This is a genomic window from Wandonia sp. (assembly GCF_984588085.1).
In genome coordinates this window covers 44,616-60,824 of the sequence record NZ_CFIGVI010000015.1, presented here as the reverse complement: position 1 = coordinate 60,824, position 16,209 = coordinate 44,616, and the positions used below count along the sequence as shown (strand labels likewise).

General features: G+C 40.0%; 16 protein-coding genes and 1 tRNA gene. 4 read left to right on the top strand and 13 right to left on the bottom strand.

Translation table 11 applies throughout. The annotated features are described in order from the left end of the window. Nucleotides 1-110: 110 nt before the first annotated feature. From AC4PL9_RS08160 to AC4PL9_RS08140, 5 genes are all read right to left on the bottom strand, one after another. The gene (locus tag AC4PL9_RS08160; protein ID WP_491604257.1) at nucleotides 111-398 is read right to left on the bottom strand and encodes a GIY-YIG nuclease family protein; all 288 of its coding nucleotides are present in this window, start codon (nucleotides 396-398) and stop codon (nucleotides 111-113) included. 50 nt (nucleotides 399-448) lie between these two features. After that, nucleotides 449-522, bottom strand: a tRNA-Asn gene (locus AC4PL9_RS08155). Nucleotides 523-641: 119 nt separating this feature from the next. After that, entirely contained in the window at nucleotides 642-1,082 is a 441-nt protein-coding gene (locus AC4PL9_RS08150; RefSeq protein WP_491604256.1) for a single-stranded DNA-binding protein, read from the bottom strand. 106 nt (nucleotides 1,083-1,188) lie between these two features. Continuing rightward, nucleotides 1,189-2,235: a hypothetical protein gene (locus AC4PL9_RS08145; protein WP_491604255.1), complete on the bottom strand. Its 1,047-nt coding sequence runs from the start codon at nucleotides 2,233-2,235 to the stop codon at nucleotides 1,189-1,191. 1 nt (nucleotide 2,236) lies between these two features. Continuing rightward, nucleotides 2,237-2,878 (bottom strand): NAD(P)H-dependent oxidoreductase, encoded by a 642-nt coding sequence (locus AC4PL9_RS08140; protein WP_491604254.1) that lies wholly within the window; start codon nucleotides 2,876-2,878, stop codon nucleotides 2,237-2,239. A 125-nt stretch (nucleotides 2,879-3,003) separates the two neighbouring features. Here AC4PL9_RS08140 and AC4PL9_RS08135 point away from each other — a divergent pair, with 125 nt between their 5' ends. Together AC4PL9_RS08135 and AC4PL9_RS08130 are read left to right on the top strand one after the other, a co-directional pair. Then, nucleotides 3,004-3,393, top strand: a complete 390-nt coding sequence (locus tag AC4PL9_RS08135; RefSeq protein WP_343790830.1) for a TraR/DksA family transcriptional regulator — start codon at nucleotides 3,004-3,006, stop codon at nucleotides 3,391-3,393. Nucleotides 3,394-3,405: 12 nt separating this feature from the next. Beyond that, nucleotides 3,406-4,056 carry a signal peptidase II gene (locus AC4PL9_RS08130; protein WP_491604253.1) on the top strand — a complete coding sequence of 217 codons (651 nt, stop codon included), beginning with the start codon at nucleotides 3,406-3,408 and terminating at the stop codon, nucleotides 4,054-4,056. A 47-nt stretch (nucleotides 4,057-4,103) separates the two neighbouring features. On the opposite strand, the gene AC4PL9_RS08125 is transcribed toward AC4PL9_RS08130, so the two are convergent. Beyond that, nucleotides 4,104-4,988 (bottom strand): hypothetical protein, encoded by an 885-nt coding sequence (locus tag AC4PL9_RS08125; protein ID WP_491604252.1) that lies wholly within the window; start codon nucleotides 4,986-4,988, stop codon nucleotides 4,104-4,106. Between the two features lie 148 nt (nucleotides 4,989-5,136). Between AC4PL9_RS08125 and AC4PL9_RS08120 the strand changes: the two genes are divergently transcribed. Next, nucleotides 5,137-5,580, top strand: coding sequence for a nucleoside deaminase (locus tag AC4PL9_RS08120; RefSeq protein WP_491604251.1), 444 nt, complete (start codon nucleotides 5,137-5,139; stop codon nucleotides 5,578-5,580). 12 nt (nucleotides 5,581-5,592) lie between these two features. Here the strand turns inward: AC4PL9_RS08120 and rseP are convergent, their stop codons facing one another. Continuing rightward, nucleotides 5,593-6,906 (bottom strand): RIP metalloprotease RseP, encoded by a 1,314-nt coding sequence (gene rseP / locus AC4PL9_RS08115; RefSeq protein WP_491604250.1) that lies wholly within the window; start codon nucleotides 6,904-6,906, stop codon nucleotides 5,593-5,595. A 126-nt stretch (nucleotides 6,907-7,032) separates the two neighbouring features. Between rseP and thiL the strand changes: the two genes are divergently transcribed. After that, nucleotides 7,033-8,079 (top strand): thiamine-phosphate kinase, encoded by a 1,047-nt coding sequence (thiL, locus tag AC4PL9_RS08110; protein ID WP_491604249.1) that lies wholly within the window; start codon nucleotides 7,033-7,035, stop codon nucleotides 8,077-8,079. On the opposite strand, the gene AC4PL9_RS08105 is transcribed toward thiL, so the two are convergent. The 6 genes from AC4PL9_RS08105 to AC4PL9_RS08080 form a co-directional block, all read right to left on the bottom strand. Next, nucleotides 8,058-9,608 carry a hypothetical protein gene (locus AC4PL9_RS08105; protein ID WP_491604248.1) on the bottom strand — a complete coding sequence of 517 codons (1,551 nt, stop codon included), beginning with the start codon at nucleotides 9,606-9,608 and terminating at the stop codon, nucleotides 8,058-8,060. The two genes, thiL and AC4PL9_RS08105, sit on opposite strands and share 22 nt — an antisense overlap. 189 nt (nucleotides 9,609-9,797) lie before the next feature. Beyond that, the gene (locus AC4PL9_RS08100; protein WP_491604247.1) at nucleotides 9,798-10,034 is read right to left on the bottom strand and encodes a hypothetical protein; all 237 of its coding nucleotides are present in this window, start codon (nucleotides 10,032-10,034) and stop codon (nucleotides 9,798-9,800) included. A 51-nt stretch (nucleotides 10,035-10,085) separates the two neighbouring features. After that, entirely contained in the window at nucleotides 10,086-13,070 is a 2,985-nt protein-coding gene (locus tag AC4PL9_RS08095) for a ligand-binding sensor domain-containing protein (protein WP_491604246.1), read from the bottom strand. A 2-nt stretch (nucleotides 13,071-13,072) separates the two neighbouring features. After that, entirely contained in the window at nucleotides 13,073-13,849 is a 777-nt protein-coding gene (locus AC4PL9_RS08090) for a LytR/AlgR family response regulator transcription factor (RefSeq protein ID WP_343790803.1), read from the bottom strand. Between the two features lie 286 nt (nucleotides 13,850-14,135). Beyond that, on the bottom strand, nucleotides 14,136-14,870 hold the full coding sequence (locus AC4PL9_RS08085; protein WP_491604245.1) for an alpha/beta fold hydrolase: 735 nt from the start codon (nucleotides 14,868-14,870) through the stop codon (nucleotides 14,136-14,138). Between the two features lie 4 nt (nucleotides 14,871-14,874). Beyond that, complete coding sequence (locus AC4PL9_RS08080) at nucleotides 14,875-16,167, bottom strand: aminopeptidase P N-terminal domain-containing protein (RefSeq protein WP_491604244.1); 1,293 nt, start codon at nucleotides 16,165-16,167, stop codon at nucleotides 14,875-14,877. Nucleotides 16,168-16,209 lie beyond the last annotated feature (42 nt).

The window sequence follows — 16,209 nt, the reverse complement described above, 5'->3', positions numbered from 1 at the left end:
ATCGCTAGGTAAAAACAAAAAAGCGAATGCTTTCACACTCGCTTTTTAAAGCTCCCCCTCTTGGGCTCGAACCAACCCCGATTATCGGGGCTCTGATTAACAGTAGATTTTTAGTATTTCGCTAACAACTCTGTTATCAGACTGGGGTTATTTTTTAGGTTTTGAATATAAACCTTGCTTTTCATTTTCTTGATGTGTCGTTCAATAGCTTTTGCCTGATTTTTTGAAGAACATGTTATGGAAAAGTAGACCGCCCAGTCATCTGCCTTGGCAGTATATTTATTCTTTCCATAGGTTTTATCGTAATGTTGTTGAAGTCTGTTTTCCAGATTAACCGTCTCTCCGATATAGAATCGATTAAGTTTTTGTGATTGTAGTATGTAAACAAAGTGTTCCATTGTTAGGTAAAACGAAAAAAGCGAATGCTTTCACACTCGCTTTTTTTAAGCTCCCCCTCTTGGGCTCGAACCAAGGACCCTCTGATTAACAGTCAGATGCTCTAACCAACTGAGCTAAGGAGGAGTGTTGATTTCAACACTGCTAATTTTCATTAGCGAGTGCAAATATAGAGAAAAAATCAGTCAAAAAAATAATTTCTGACAAAAAAAGTAAAAAATATTTAGGATGATTCTGTAAATCAATTAGATGCTATCAAAAGAAAAATCATCTTCTGAATCGTTGTAATCCCCGTAGTCATCATCATCGCCGTTATCGTAATCATAACCATCGTTATCATCCGTTTTAGCAGGTCGGAGTATATTGGTTTTGGATACATTTAGGCGAATTTCCGTTTTAATGGATTCATCATCCTGAAGATAGGCTTTTGCAAAAGGTGTTCCGACCAATTCGACAAGAGTTCCTTTCTTAAGGAAATCAAGAATCCGCATATTAGCCCCTTCTTTCTTCCAAATCGTACAATTTACCCACGTAGTTTTGGTTTTTGCCTCACCGGTGCGTTTGTCTCTCCAGTTCTTGTTGTGTGCGACAGGAAAATTGATTGCCACTACGCCGCGATCCATGTGACGGACGGCTGCATCTTTCCCAATATTTCCAATAAGTCTTGTTTCGAATACTGTAGCCATTTGTAGTGAATTTTGCAACAATATAGAAAGTATTTCGCTGAATACCAATTTTGCAGAAAAAAATAGGAGAATGAAAAAGAAAGACAGTTTGAGAGCTTAAATACTTCTAAATAAGATCAAAAGAAGAAACGTAACAGGGGGCTTTTGGAGAAAGGCTTCCGGGCTCTCGTTCCTTTATTACCAGAGCCACGTTTTGTTTTGGGAGGAGATATTTCGCAAGTCCCCTTTTAATGTTAGGATAAAGAGACTGAGCAAAAGTGTCCTTTTCGTCGTACCAGGTTAACAGTAAATTTGTTTTTGTAATGGCCAATGCACTTTCGAAAAGTGATGCTATAATTGTTGGGTCGTTTTTGAGGGAGACAATGCCTTCCGCTGCAAGAAATCTATGGTGAGCGGGACGAACAATTCTATTGACGAACGGAACAAAAGGGACTATTCGGGTAAGGGATTTACCGTTTTTTCCGGGTAGACGCAGGATTTGCCAGTTTACTTCATGTATCTTGCATGCTGCTATCAGAGAAGTTCCTTCAAAATAACCTATTATTGGGTCGTCTTTCAATGTATGGTGTGGAAAGAAGAGTTCGTATCCACGATATTGTTTGGTTAACAGTTGATTGTACAGTTTTTTTTCTCCGGTTGTTAATAACCTCACTTGTTTATGTTGTCCGGGGAAATTTCGACTCATAGACCAGGTGATAATTTGTGTATGTGTCTTAAAATTGAAATTTTTGGACATCCACAAAGAACGAGTATTGTTCGGTTCGATATAGGCATAAAACAGATCCGGAGCGGGTGTATACAGTCCTTCGAACGCTGCCCGAAAGAACTGGTTAAGCCCCTTTTTGAAGATCGAGTTTTTCTGCTCTTTTTCTTGTTCTTCGGAGGCGCTCCATTTGCTGTCAAATGCAAAGTAACGGATGTAAAATGCATGTGCTGATGTCGAAAGGGTCCTCCTACAAAAGGTAATATTTCCAAGAACTTTTTCTCTGCGTTGTATGTACAGGAAGAGTGGGTTAACAAGCTCGTTGATTCGCTTTTCTGTATCTAAATGTCTGTATGTAGCACCTTTTGTCCCCAAACGGGTTGACTTTAGTAACTCAACAATTCCGGGTTCAGGGTGTTCGGAAAGTTTAAATACCGATGGCAATTGCATATCAGATGTATTCAACGATTGTGTCAAGTTCTCTACGTACTTTGGGCAGATGCTGGTATGGATCTTCTTCGTGACGATAACCAAGAGGAACAGCTACAATACTTTTTAGTCCTTTTTCCTGTAGTTTGAGAATGCGATCAAATTCCTGAGGTATGAAACCTTCCATCGGACATGCGTCCACTTGTTCAGCTGCACAGGCTGTCAATAGTACACCTAAGGCGATATACACCTGACTACTCATCCACTTTACGCGGTCATTTTCGCTCATCAGGTTAGCAGACTCCAACATCTTTTTGAATCCTTTAATTTTAGAAGAATTAACATCCTGATTCCGTATTTTGGCTGAACGGTTGACGTATTCGTCAATGAAATCCTGAGTTACATGACTTTCACGGCAAAGCACTAGTAAATGAGAACAATCGGTTATCTGATATTGGTTATAAGCATGCGGAAGAAGCGCTTTCCGGATTTCTGTATTTTGTACTACCAGAAATTTCATAAGTTGCATCCCCATAGAAGTGGGTGTCAGATTAAGCGCCTGAAGTATACGCTGAAAAGTGTCTGCGGGGATTGTCTTTTCGGGATCAAACTTCTTGCAGGCATACCTCCATTGAAGTGCATCAACAATTGTTCTGTTTTCCATAGTGGCAAAGATATGTGAATAACTATTATGGGGCACGATCAAAGTTTAACTTCGTTTGAAACGAAATTCTATTATATTTGTTCTTTTTCAAAATTACCTATTTTAGGAAGTTAATCGGGTCAGTTATGGCAAAAGAGAATAAAGAGAAGACAAGATATTCGGATGCTGAACTTGAGGAGTTCAGACAAATAATTATGGATAAGCTTGAAGAAGCGAAAGTAGATTTGGAATTGTTGAAGGGGTCTCTGTCGCATAGCGATGATCACGGAACAGACGATACAGGTCGTAGCTTCAACATGATGGAAGATGGTTCGGAGACGCTTTCAAGAGAAGAAATGGCGCAATTAGCTGCTCGTCAGGAGAAGTTTATTCAGAATCTTCAGAATGCACTGGTACGAATTGAAAATAAAACGTACGGTATTTGTCGTCAGACCGGAAAATTGATTCGTAAAGAACGTTTGCGTCTGGTTCCTCATGCTACGTTGAGTATTGAAGCAAAAAACGCACAGGGATAATTAACGGTAAGTTTGAATAAAAAGGCCATAATAGCAGTAGTCTTAATCCTCGGAATATTGATCCTTGACCAGGTAGTTAAGGTTTGGATTAAAACGACGTTTGAACTTCACGAGACCGTGAATATTTTCGGCGATTGGTTTCGTCTGATGTATATTGAGAATCAGGGGATGGCCTTTGGTACGACGTTAGGTTCAGGTTCATGGGCGAAATTGGCGTTGAGTATCTTCCGTCTACTGGCTATTTCGGGGTTGATTTATTACTTGATTAAGCAGTTAAGAAATCGTTCTGTTCGAACAGAGTATATTGTGGCTATATCGCTTGTTCTTGCGGGGGCAACAGGTAATCTGATTGATAGTGCTGTTTACGATTATGTTTTCGAGTTTGATCCTTCTTCACCTTTTAACTGGGTGTTGAATAGTGAAGGTGAGTATGTGATGCGTAAGCAAGGATTTCTGTTTGCCAATGTTGTGGATATGTTCCAGTTTAACGCCCGTTGGCCTGAATGGGTTCCGTGGCTTGGTGGTGAAGATGTCTTCGGGGCTATCTGGAATGTTGCGGATGCAGCGATAACCTGTGGCGTGATTATGATACTGATTCGTCAACGCACTTATTTCCCTTCTTCGGGAAGTAAAAAGAAAGACTCAGAGGTAATACAAGAATAAATAGAAAAGCAACCCGTGACGGTTGCTTTTTTATGCAGTTATCTTTTTTATGGTTCAACGATGGGAATCAAACCACGTATTCCCATATCAACAGGATAATCCCCTGCCTGTGTTTCGTAGATATTATCCTGATCGACATCATACCATTCAAAACTATTATTAATACTAAAGGAAAGTGTTACAACGATATCTTCCGTTTCGTTGCCGGTTATTGTCAGTCCGTTTTCAAATTGGCCTGTAACTACGCAACTTCCTGCCGGGATGGGCGACGTGTCAAATAGCGGGTTCGGAACCGTAGTCCCTTGTGCCTGTCCGTCAATTGTTACGGCTCCCACAACGGGATAGGTAGCTTCAAATCCCCAATACCCCTGATCTTTGTTAGCATTTACAGAACGTGAGGCTGTTTTTATTTTGTAGGTATTGATGTAACTTCTGTAGGCGACAAAAGAAGCAAGTGTTCCCGTATAATCAACATTATCCCAACGGAAATCAATATCAAAGTTCTGATAAGCAAGGGAGACACGTGCCCATTGATAATTTCCTGCTGCAACCTGACTTAAAGGAATCGAGTAGAAAATTTCACTGTCGCCCTTAATAATCGCTTTTGAAAAGTCAACTGCTTTTTCTCCTCCTACACTTGTTTCTGCGCCATAGAAAACCACTTCACCTTCTCCTAATGGTGTGTAGCCGGATGGGGCAAGTTCAATATAATGTGCGGACATTCCATTGAAATCAGGAGTTTGGGCACCATGTTCTGCAGGAATCGTTGAGGGTTGTCCAAAGTTGTTTAACCGTTCCTGATTTGGATCAAATTTGAATTTAAAGACCAGTTTGGGACCGGAGGTATCTGTTCCGGGAGGGTCGGCTTCTTCTTTTTTGCAGGCTGAGATCATAATTAGCGGGATTATCGACAGGAGTTTCCAGTTTTTCATAGTTTCGTTTTAGGGTTTCGATATGAATACGAACGAATGTATAGATTTATTTTACCAGATATAAATTCTCATTCCTGTAAATGAGAAGAGAGTTTGATTTTTAACATGAAATTCTCAATGCCGCTAAGAATTTTGACATATTTGCAGTATGCTTGAACCATTCGATGATACATACTTTATGAAGCAGGCTCTTTTGGAAGCGCAAAAAGCGTTTGCGGAAGATGAAATACCTGTCGGAGCAGTTATAGTTGCTAATAACCGGATTATTGCCCGGGCGCATAATTATACAGAGAAACTGAATGATGTAACGGCACATGCGGAAATGCAGGCAATTACTGCAGCAGCGGACTATATAGGTGGGAAATACCTCACTGATTGCACGCTTTATGTTACTCTGGAGCCTTGCGTAATGTGTGGAGGAGCATTATACTGGTCACAGATAGCAAGAATAGTCTATGGCGCTTCGGATGAAAAAAGAGGAGCAGGAAGGGTACAGCCGTCTCTTTATCATCCCAAAACAGAGGTTGTGTCGGGAATACTTGCAGATGACTGTAGAGCCTTATTACTGGACTTCTTTGCTAAGAAGAGGTAGTTTCCAAGACCTTTATTTAAAGAAGAACCTGAAAACATCATTCCCGTTTGCATAGAGTAATAATCCAAGTAAGAGGATAATTCCTATCATTTGCGCATATTCAAGAACCTTTTTGTTAGGTTCCCTTCCGGTAATCATCTCGTACAATAAGAACATCACATGTCCTCCGTCTAATGCGGGGATAGGCAAAATGTTCATAAAGGCAAGGACGATTGAAATAAAGGCTGTGTTTAACCAGAAAGACTGCCAGTTCCATGTGGGTGAAAACATGTTTCCGATTGCGCCGAATCCTCCCAGGCTGGAAGCACCTTTTTTGGTGAAAATGAATTTTAACTGGGCAACGTAATCGTGAAGTGTCCAGTAGCCATACGAAAACCCACTTGCCAGTGCCTGTCCGAAAGTGTAATCAATTTGAGTTGTTTCGATGTGTTGCAAGGCAGAAAATCCCAGTTTTCCAAGCGAGTCTACTTGGGGAGTTAATGTGACAGCCGCATTGTCTCTCCAAACAACCAGATCAACCTTTTTTCCTTTTAGCTCTCCGAGTTGGTTTGAGAAATCCTGAAAGAAAACAACCGGCTCTCCGTTTACGGAAATGATACTATCCCCCCGCATCATTCCTGCATGAGATGCTGGAGTTACCGGAAGTACGCTATCTACACTAAAATGACTTCTTATGGAGAAGGCAGGAAAAGCGTCTTTTTGGAAGAGCGTGTAGTCAATATCTTCGGGAAGTGTAATGGTTTCTTTGTCGCCATTGCTATGTTGTACTTCTATTTCACGGTATCCTCTCAGTAGGATACCAACGTTTAGTTCGCGCAAATCTTCAACCGGTTCTCCTTCTGCGGAAAGAATAATATCTCCATCCTGAAAACCATATTGTTTTAGTTCCTGCTGCACGTGTACTCCGTAGGGTGCAGCATCCATTGTGACGTACTCGCGACCCCATACCCAAAGAACCATCATATAGATGAGAAACCCGAGAATAAGATTCACGGTTACTCCTCCAATCATAATGATTAGTCTTTGCCAGGCTGGTTTTGAACGGAATTCCCAGGGTTGTGCAGGCTTTTCAAGTTGTTTGGTGTCCATGGACTCATCAATCATACCTGATATTTTCACATATCCTCCTAATGGAAGCCATCCGATTCCCCATTCGGTTTCCCCAATTTTCTTTTTAAAAAGTGAGAATCCCGGATCAAAAAAGAGGTAGAATTTTTCAACACGTGTTTTGAACCAGCGTGCGGGGATAAAGTGCCCTAATTCGTGAAGTACAATAAGTATAGAAAGTGACAAAACGAGTTGTCCAGCTTTAATCCAAAATTCCATTGTTTAAATTTTCAGAACTCAAAGATAGCGGTTTTTTCTTGCTCTGCTCGTCACGTGTACTGACAAAATCGACTAAAACTGTTTGCATGTGAAATTGTTCCCTTATAATTTTCCTAATTTTGCAGTATGAGTACAGAAAAAAGAACGCCACTTGATGCAATCGGAGAGTTTGGATTGATTGACCGTATTACAAGCTCCTTTGCACACCACAATGGTACAACGGTAAAGGGGGTAGGAGACGATGCTGCTGTGATCCGGATCAATGAAGAGGAACATATGTTAATCTCCACGGATATGTTGGTTGAAGGGATTCACTTTAATCTGATGTATGCTCCGCTAAAGCATTTAGGGTATAAATCAGTTGTTGTGAATCTGTCGGATATTTATGCAATGAACGGTAAACCGGAACAAATTACCGTTTCTATTGGTGTTTCGAGCAGATTCCCGGCTGAGGCGATTGATGAACTGTACGAAGGAATAAAGAAGGCGTGCGATGTGTATGGCGTTGATCTTGTGGGAGGCGATACAACTTCTTCTCTTTCCGGATTGGTAATTAGCATTACGGCTGTTGGGAGAGTAAATCAGAAAGATGTTGTTTATCGTTCGGGAGCGAAGGAAAATGACCTGTTGGTTGTTACCGGAGATTTGGGAGGTGCATTTGTCGGTTTACAGGTTTTGGAACGTGAGAAAGAAGTATACAAGGCTAATCCATCAGCACAACCTGATCTGGAGGGGTATGATTATATACTGGAACGGCAACTTAAACCAGAAGCAAGAAGAGATGTGATCGGATTTCTGGATGAACTGGGTGTGCAACCTACTGCAATGATTGATGTTTCTGACGGATTGGCATCCGAGATTCTACATTTATGCAAAGCAAGTAAAGTGGGATGTCATGTCTATGATGAGAAATTACCTATTGATCCGACAACATATTCTACGGCGAGAGATTTCGATCTGGACCCCAGTACATGTGCTTTGAACGGTGGAGAGGATTATGAATTACTCTTTACTGTAAGTCAATCTGATTTTGACAAGATAAAAGGGAGTCCTCACATGACCGTTATTGGTCATATGGTGGAGGAGAATGCCGGAATTTATGTAATAGATCGGGGAGGAGCGTTAATTCCTATTCAGGCACAGGGCTGGAATCATTTCGATCGCTCAGAGTAAGCCAGATGCACAAGCTCGGCAAAAGGGCGTTTCGATACTTTGGACTTCGCCCAAAGTAGAAACTTGAATGAATCGAATACAGATCGTTCAAAAGGATCTTCGGTTAAGGGTTGTATTTCTGTAATAACATTTTCGAGCAAATCCATTTGGTCTAGCGGAGAGATGGTTCGGGACAGTTTGTTCAGATACTTGAGGAAGATCTCTTCAAATTTATAGACGCGGTTTCTCGACTTCAGATAGCGTAGGGTGTTTTTGATAGCGTATGGGAGAAGTTCCCGGTTGTCGAGTTCAAAGTGGAGAATCAGATTCAGAAGTTGCGAGAAGCAGTAGATATCCAATTTCTCATCAAGCTCTTTGTCATTTAGAATCGTATTGATCCATTTAAGTGACTGGGTATACTCTCCTTCTCCAAAATAGGCAACGGCAATATTGTAATTGAGATAAGCTCTTCTTGCCGGGGCAATTTTTGATCCGTACAGACGATATGCCTCTTCAATCAGAGGGACAGTTTGTATGGCTTCAGTAAACTCTCCACGTTCATTACAAAGCATCAGACGCGTGCTGTTGATACTGCTGAATAATTTTATGTTTAAGTCTTCCGATAAGTTCTTTCCGGATTCTTTTGAAATACTTTTAAGCTCGTTAAGTAACTCATCAACCCTTGAATATGCTCCCAAGTGATGATTCAGATAAATTCCATTTGAGATCAGGCTGAAGTACATATTTACTTCTTCTTTAAGTCGTTCAGGGTTCTCTTTGTATAACGTAATATTTGCTGCGATATACTGTTCTGATTTCTGAAAATCTAATGTGCCAAAATAATAGGCGGCCTGAATCTGATTAACAAGAAAATTAGAATCAAATGCTATCGCATATTGGCATTGAGAAAGGGGGAGTATAAGTTCATCATATACCGCTCTTTCTTCCTGATTTCGGGCAACACCATTTCTATTCAGGTGCATCATTAGTGAGCTTTTGATATGCCATAGATTATTATATCCCCTGATGACTTCACTTAATTCGTTATCTTTTGTTCGCATAGCATCTAAAAAATCCTGATCAGAACCGGCATACCCTGTGTTCTCAAGTAAGCGCTTCATTTTTTGATTAACTTCAAGAAGGATGTGATTTTTTGCGTGCTTTTCAGCTAGTTTTTCAGCGCTTTGTAAGTATTTTTTACATTGCTTATAAAGAGACTTGTCGTATAGAATTTCGGCGTAATGCATCATTCTATATAATTGGGCATCAATGGATGAGTTAGAATGATATGAGTCGAGAGATCGTAGAATGTTTTCCTGAAGTCTTTTTTTTGTTATTGAAAATTTATTGAGAAAGGCCTGTCCCTTAAAATCTTCGAATAGTTTGTTTTCATCATAGCCGTTTTGATGATCCAAATAATCAAATAGAGTGATATAATTATTCTCTTCTCCAATCGTATGTTTGGAAGAAAACACCTTGAAGTACCTCTTCTCGGATTTTGTTAGGCTTTTGATTAGTTCGTATAATGATGTAGAAGGAGTTGCTGCCATAGTTGTAACTTATAATTCAGAAAACAAGGTAGGAAAAAGAATGAGATTCAGACAAAATAAAATCTGACCTGTATAATTCATTTAGTAAATAGAAAGGTAGTATTATTGATTGGTAGTTGTAATCTGTTGATTAGAAATAAAAAAAGATGCCTGAAAGACATCCTTAAAATATGTTAGAAAGGAAATTTACTACTTTCCTTCTCGTTTACGCTTATCTTCGTCAGTGTCGTTGTTGGGATCTGTAATACCTGTCCCTCCAAAAAAATCTCCACTGGTATTTGTTGATCCGCTACCTTTAAGGCTACGAGTAGTCATTTCTGTCGCTTCATCACTGTTTTCCTCAACTGAAACAGGAGTTATAACTTCCTTTTTACATGAAGTAAAAACGAAAGTGGAAACGGCTAATATGAAGAGTAACTTTTTCATTCTTAATAAGAAAAAAATCAAACTTAGTCTAACAAATATATGGTTTTGTTTCTAATCTTCCAAAGAATTGTCTGGTATTTTTATGTGAACACGCGTACCTATTGATTCTCCTGCGTCATTTTTTATGTCATTGGGACCAATAAGCAAGAAAGATTTACCCGAAATCTTTTGTAAAAGCTCGATTCGGGAACTGGTTATACTCATTCCCTTTGACTGATGATCGCCATCTCCCTGTTTCTGTTTGATACTCTTTTCATATCCAACCCCGTTATCTTCAATGATAAAGTCGATGGTGTCTCCATTTTTTTGTGCAGAGAAATGGATCTCTCCTTTGGTATTTTGACGGGGTAATATGCCATGAATAATACTGTTCTCAACAAAGGGTTGGAATATCATGGATGGAACTTTTACAGCTTCAGTATCTATGGAAGGGTCAATCGTGAATTCGTAATCAAATCGATCCCGGAAGCGCATAGATTCAAGGGAGAGGTATAGCTTCAGCCGTTCAATTTCCTCTGAAAGCGTAACCATATTTTGATCGGTTGAAGAACTGTCAAGATTTTTTCGGATAAGTTTAGCAAACTGACTCAGGTATTTGTTTGCTGAAAGACGATCCTGCGTATTAATAAAGTACTGGATGGAATTAAGGGCATTGAAGATAAAATGCCTGTTCATGGAAGCGTTCAATGATTGCTGTTCCAGATCGCGTAAACGGGAAGTAAAAACAAGTCGTTCCTGTTCTCTTCTGGAGCGTTCCTGTTTCAGCTTAAAACGAAACAGAATAAGAAGCAGACTTCCGGTAAGAAGAACGCCAAGAGAAATGAACCACCAGGTTGTATAAAAGGGTGGAAGAATAATAAAAGGGAAAGTCACTTCATTTGAGTAAATTCCCGTTTTACTGACGGCTCTGACCCGGAGTCGATAATCCCCGGGTACAAGTCCCGAAATACTGATTTCATCCACTTTCGAAAGAGGAGACCAGTCTTCATTAAGTCCTTCGATGAGGTACTGAAACTTAATGTCCTCCGGAAAGGCAAGAGTAACTGCCTTGAAGTTAAAAATGAAACGATTTTGACTATGCGAAAAGCGGGCAGGACTATACGCATCCATCGGTTTTTCATAGGGCTGAAAGTTCACGAGAACAGAACTAAGACTAAGGATAGGAGGAATGGTCTTTGCGAAGACATTTTCCTTTGTTTTATCAAATTTCATTAACCCTTCTGAAGTCCCGAACCACAGATTTCCTACCTGATCAATGAAAGAAGAGTTTATATTGGTCTCCAAACTTACAAGTCCCTCGAAAATACCAAATTGTTCAACATGGAAGGCATTCCAGTCTCCGCTTTTGGGAGTGAACCGGAAGAGACCGTTGTTAGTTCCGACCCACATATTGTCTCCATCTTTTTGGATAAACACAGCAAAGTTAGATCCACTAAAGTCCGAGTAATTCAACTGGCGGATCACGCCATCTCTGAAAAGGTACACTCCCTCTTCTGTACCAATCCATATATTCCCGAATTTGTCAGCTTCGATACTATAGGCGCCGGGTTGATTTTCTGAAATCTGATAATTTAATAATACTTTGCTGGAGGTCAGGACATGAATTCCCGTTTGTGAAGCCATGAAAAGCTGACCGTCATACTCGGCAAAATCCCTTACATTTCTGATATTTGCAGATTGTGAGATAAGTTTACTCAGTGGGTAAACAGAATCGTTTTCGAAATAAGCAGCACCTTCCTGACCTCCTATCCAAAAGCGTTGATGACTATCCAGAAAAAGCGACATAATTTTATTGCCAGGTAAGGAAGGGTAGTCAGATTGAAAGTAAGGAATAAATTGATCTTTTTCAAAACGGTTAAGTCCATCTGCTGTTGCAAACCATACCTGTTTCTTTTTATCCGTTGCGATTGCCCAGACCGTATTATTACTCAGTCCGTTTCTGTCGTCGTAAATTTTCCATCCGGATTTTGTTTTTTGACTTACTCCGTTTGCGTAGGAGCCAAACCAGATGTTTTGATCTTTATCCTGGGCTACAGATACAATTAAATCACTGTTTAATCCGCTTCTTGTTGTGTAAAAGGTAAAAGCTTCTCCTGAGAAATGGACAAGCCCTTTTCCTTCGGTCCCTAACCAGATACCATGAGTGTTGTCCTCAAAAACACAGGAAATATTTTCCATCGGTAAACCATTGGAAGTGTGTAAGTGTAAGGTTTCTTTCTCATCAATACGGACAGCACCGCTAAACTTTGTAGATAACCAGATCTTTCCGGTATGATCAATGAATAAGTGTTTGAAATTTCCTCCAAGTAATGAGGCTGAATTATCGTAAGGTTTAAGTTCCGATTTTTCAAGATAAAATACACCGTCACCGTATGACGCGGCAAATAGCTGATTGGTAAGAGGGTCAATTTTCAGTGAGCTGAAACTGTATTCTTCTGATCCGGGTACAAGGTGAAAAGAAAACCCATCATTCGAGTAGAATACTCCTGTTCGTGTGGCAACGTACATTTTGGAATCATAAAGTACCATGTCGCGGATACGTTCAAACTCATCCTGGTTACTAACTCCATGAATTGTTGGATTAATCTGAACGATCCGATCTTCTGAAAAGTGAAAGAGACCACTTCCGTTGACCCCAAAGAAATAGTTGCCTTTGTAGAAAAGAATGCTGCTTACTTTTCCTCCGTCTTTTATCTTTTCAATAGGAAGTGCAACGAATTGATTGTTAAACTTGTATGATACACCGTTTTCGTGTCCTACCCACAAAGTATCTCCTATAATTGCCAATGAAGAAATGCGGTTGTTAAGTAAACCCTGGTCAACAGAAAACGCCTCAAACTCGCGACCGGAGAAGCGAGCTAGCCCTCCAAGAGTTCCTACCCAAAGGAATCCCTGTTTATCTTGTGTAATACAAGTAACCTGAGATTGAGGTAAACCTTCAGCTACGCTATAAGTTCGGAAGGAATATTCTTGTGCAGCGAGTGAATGGCAGCATAAAACTAGACCAAGAAAAACATACAGGGCACGATAGGACATGCTTAAAGTGTTTTCAGCAATTTTACAAAATCCACAACGCGGTTTCGAGCTACGGGAATATGGTCTTTATTGTTCAATACGGCAAAATGACCATCTTCGTTCAAATACTCTGTCAGGTAATTGAGATTTACTATGTGTGATTTGTGTACTCTGAAAAATTTAGAAGGGTCGAGAAGGTTTTCATATACTTTTAATGTTCTCGTATCGAGGTATCTTGATCCGTCTTCGAAATGAAGCATTGTGCAGTTTCCGCTTGCTTCCAGATGTACAATCGTATTATCCTCGATAATTTTCAATCCCTTGGTATGTGAAATGGCTATACGATTAGAAGGTTTGTTGCGAACAAGTGAATCGGAAAGGTTGCGTATGGACTCGAAATACGTTGAGAAGTTTTCGGGAGCTACCTGAAAAGCGTCTTTCGTTTCCTGAACTTTGCGAACGGCATTTTGAAGATCCTCTACATCAACGGGTTTTAGAATGTAATAGGCAGCATTTGCATTAAATGCCCGAATCGCAAAATCTTTAAAAGCGGTTACAAAAACAACCAGAAAATCTTTCTTTTCAATTCGTTCCAGGAGGTCAAACCCTTCTGCTCCTGAAGGCATGCGAATGTCAAGGAAGACAACATCGGGATTGCTGGATTCAATAATACTCTGTGCATCATCAATGTTACCGGCTTCACCGATTACCTCTACTTCCTGACAAAACTCTTCAAGAAGCATAATGAGGTTTTTTCTTGCTAATTCTTCATCATCTACAACAACTGCACGTAAATTCATTTTAGTTTTTTGGATTTTTATTAAAAATAGTGATTTTCATCTATATGATAACGCAATCTTTACGTAAAAAAGAACGGAATCCCTTTAGTCAATATGAGATACCGTTCACTAAATGAACCCTACAACTGAAAAAGTTAGGAAAAAAGAAACAACCTTATCGCTTAACTTAGTGATAACATTGTTGCTTTAGGAATCCAAAAAAACACAAAATTATGAGAAAACATCTACCATCTATTTTTTCTTTGAGCTCAGCTAACTATATCTGGGTCTTCGGAGAAAACGGAAATTAATTTTCCAACATTTTTAATAAGGTTTCTGCGGATGCGTGGGGTTGCTCAATGTGACTCATGTGTCCGCAGTTTTTTTGTATGAAAAAATGTTCGTTATGTCCCGGCCAGTCTTCTTCTGATTCTTTTGAGGAAATCAGATTGTCAAATTCCCCCTGTATTGAATATACCCGGTCTTTGTGCTTTGCAACAAGAGCTCTGTGATTGGTTCTGTTTTTCATAGCCTGGGCACTGTGTACAATTGCATCAGGATGCATTGCTGCTGCACGGTTAATTATATCTGAAATAATTGAAGAGTATTTTTCAGGTGTGTGGAATAGCAACGGGATAGACTCGTTGAGAAAAATTCTGGCGTTTTTGCGAACTACAGCTCCTATTCGGTCTCTGTTTTTTTTTCGTTCTTCACTGTCTTCCCAGTAATTGGAATGAAATAATACGAGTTTATCCATTCCCGAGGATGTGCGTTGAAGCATTTCAAGCCCGATATAACCTCCCATGCTATGCCCGACCAGATCAAAGTGAGTTATTTCACGTTGTTTTATTTCGTTTTCCAACCAATCAGCGTAGGCTGAAATCTGCTGTTTTTCCGGGATTATTTCTTTATTTTCCCCATGTCCGGGAAGATCAAGAAATACCAAAGGGCGGGAGAAGACAGATGTATTCATCACCTCCCACCCCGAAGAATCCAAAAGAAATCCATGAAGGAATACAATGGGTTTGTTACTTGTATCCACCTGTTTATGAGTTCATAAGATCTTCTATTTCATCTGCTTCAATAGGAATAGTAGCCATAAGGTTGACAGGGGCACCTGTTTCCTGTACTACCAGATCATCCTCAATACGAATTCCCAAACCTTCTTCCTGGATATAAATACCCGGTTCACATGTGAAGACCATTCCTGCTTTCATGGGTTCATTCCATGGGCCGACATCATGTGTGTCAAGTCCGATGTAATGAGATGTACCGTGCATAAAATATTTTTTGTAAGCAGGCCACTCAGGATTTTGATTCTTCACGTCTGTCTGATCAATTAATCCTAATTGAATCAATTCTTTTTCCATGAATAAACCGACTTCTTTGTGGTATTCTGCCAGTACCGTTCCCGGGACTAATAGTGTTTCTGCAAACTTCTTTACGCGAAGAACGGCATTGTAAACCTCTTTTTGTCTTGGGGTATAGCGTCCGTTTACCGGAAAAGACCGGGAAAGATCGGATGCGTAATTGGCATATTCAGCCCCTACATCAAGTAGAATGACATCACCATCATTACAAATATTGTTGTTATCGATGTAGTGAAGAACACATGCGTTCTTACCACTGGCGATAATTGGAGTGTATGCAAAGCCTCGTGACCGGTTACGCACAAATTCGTGAATTAGTTCGGCTTCTATTTCATATTCATATACACCGGGTTTTATAAACGGTAATATACGACGAATCCCCTTTTCTGTAATTGAACACGCATGGAGCATAAGTTCTAACTCCGTTCGTTCTTTTACCGAGCGAATTGTATGCATAATAGGAGCGCTCTTTCGGTATATATGAGCGGGATATTTTTGCTTACAGGATGCAATAAAGCGGTCTTCCCGTGTCTGAACTTCTGTGTTTGCACGTAAATGTTCATTGGTGTTGAGATACACACTTTCGGCTTCTGCCATCAATGTTTTGAAAATGGTGTCGAATTGAGACAGCCAGTACACTGTTTTAATCCCTGAAACCTCAAAGGCAGCTTCTTTTGTTAGCTTTTCTCCTTCCCATACAGCAATATGTTCGTTTGTTTCCCGAAGGAATAAAACTTCACGGTGTTTTTCGTCTTTTGCATCGGGGAACAGAACAAGAATACTTTCCTCCTGATCTACACCGGAAAGATAAAAGATATCCCGGTGTTGCTGAAAAGGCATTGTGCTGTCGGCACTTATCGGATAAATATCGTTAGAGTTGAAAACAGCGAGCGAATTTGGCTGCATTCGCTGAGTAAATTTGGATCGGTTTGCAATAAACAGCTTTGACGGTATTCTATCGTATTTCATATCTAATGTCGTTTTTCAATGGTTGAAAGTACTACTTTTTTC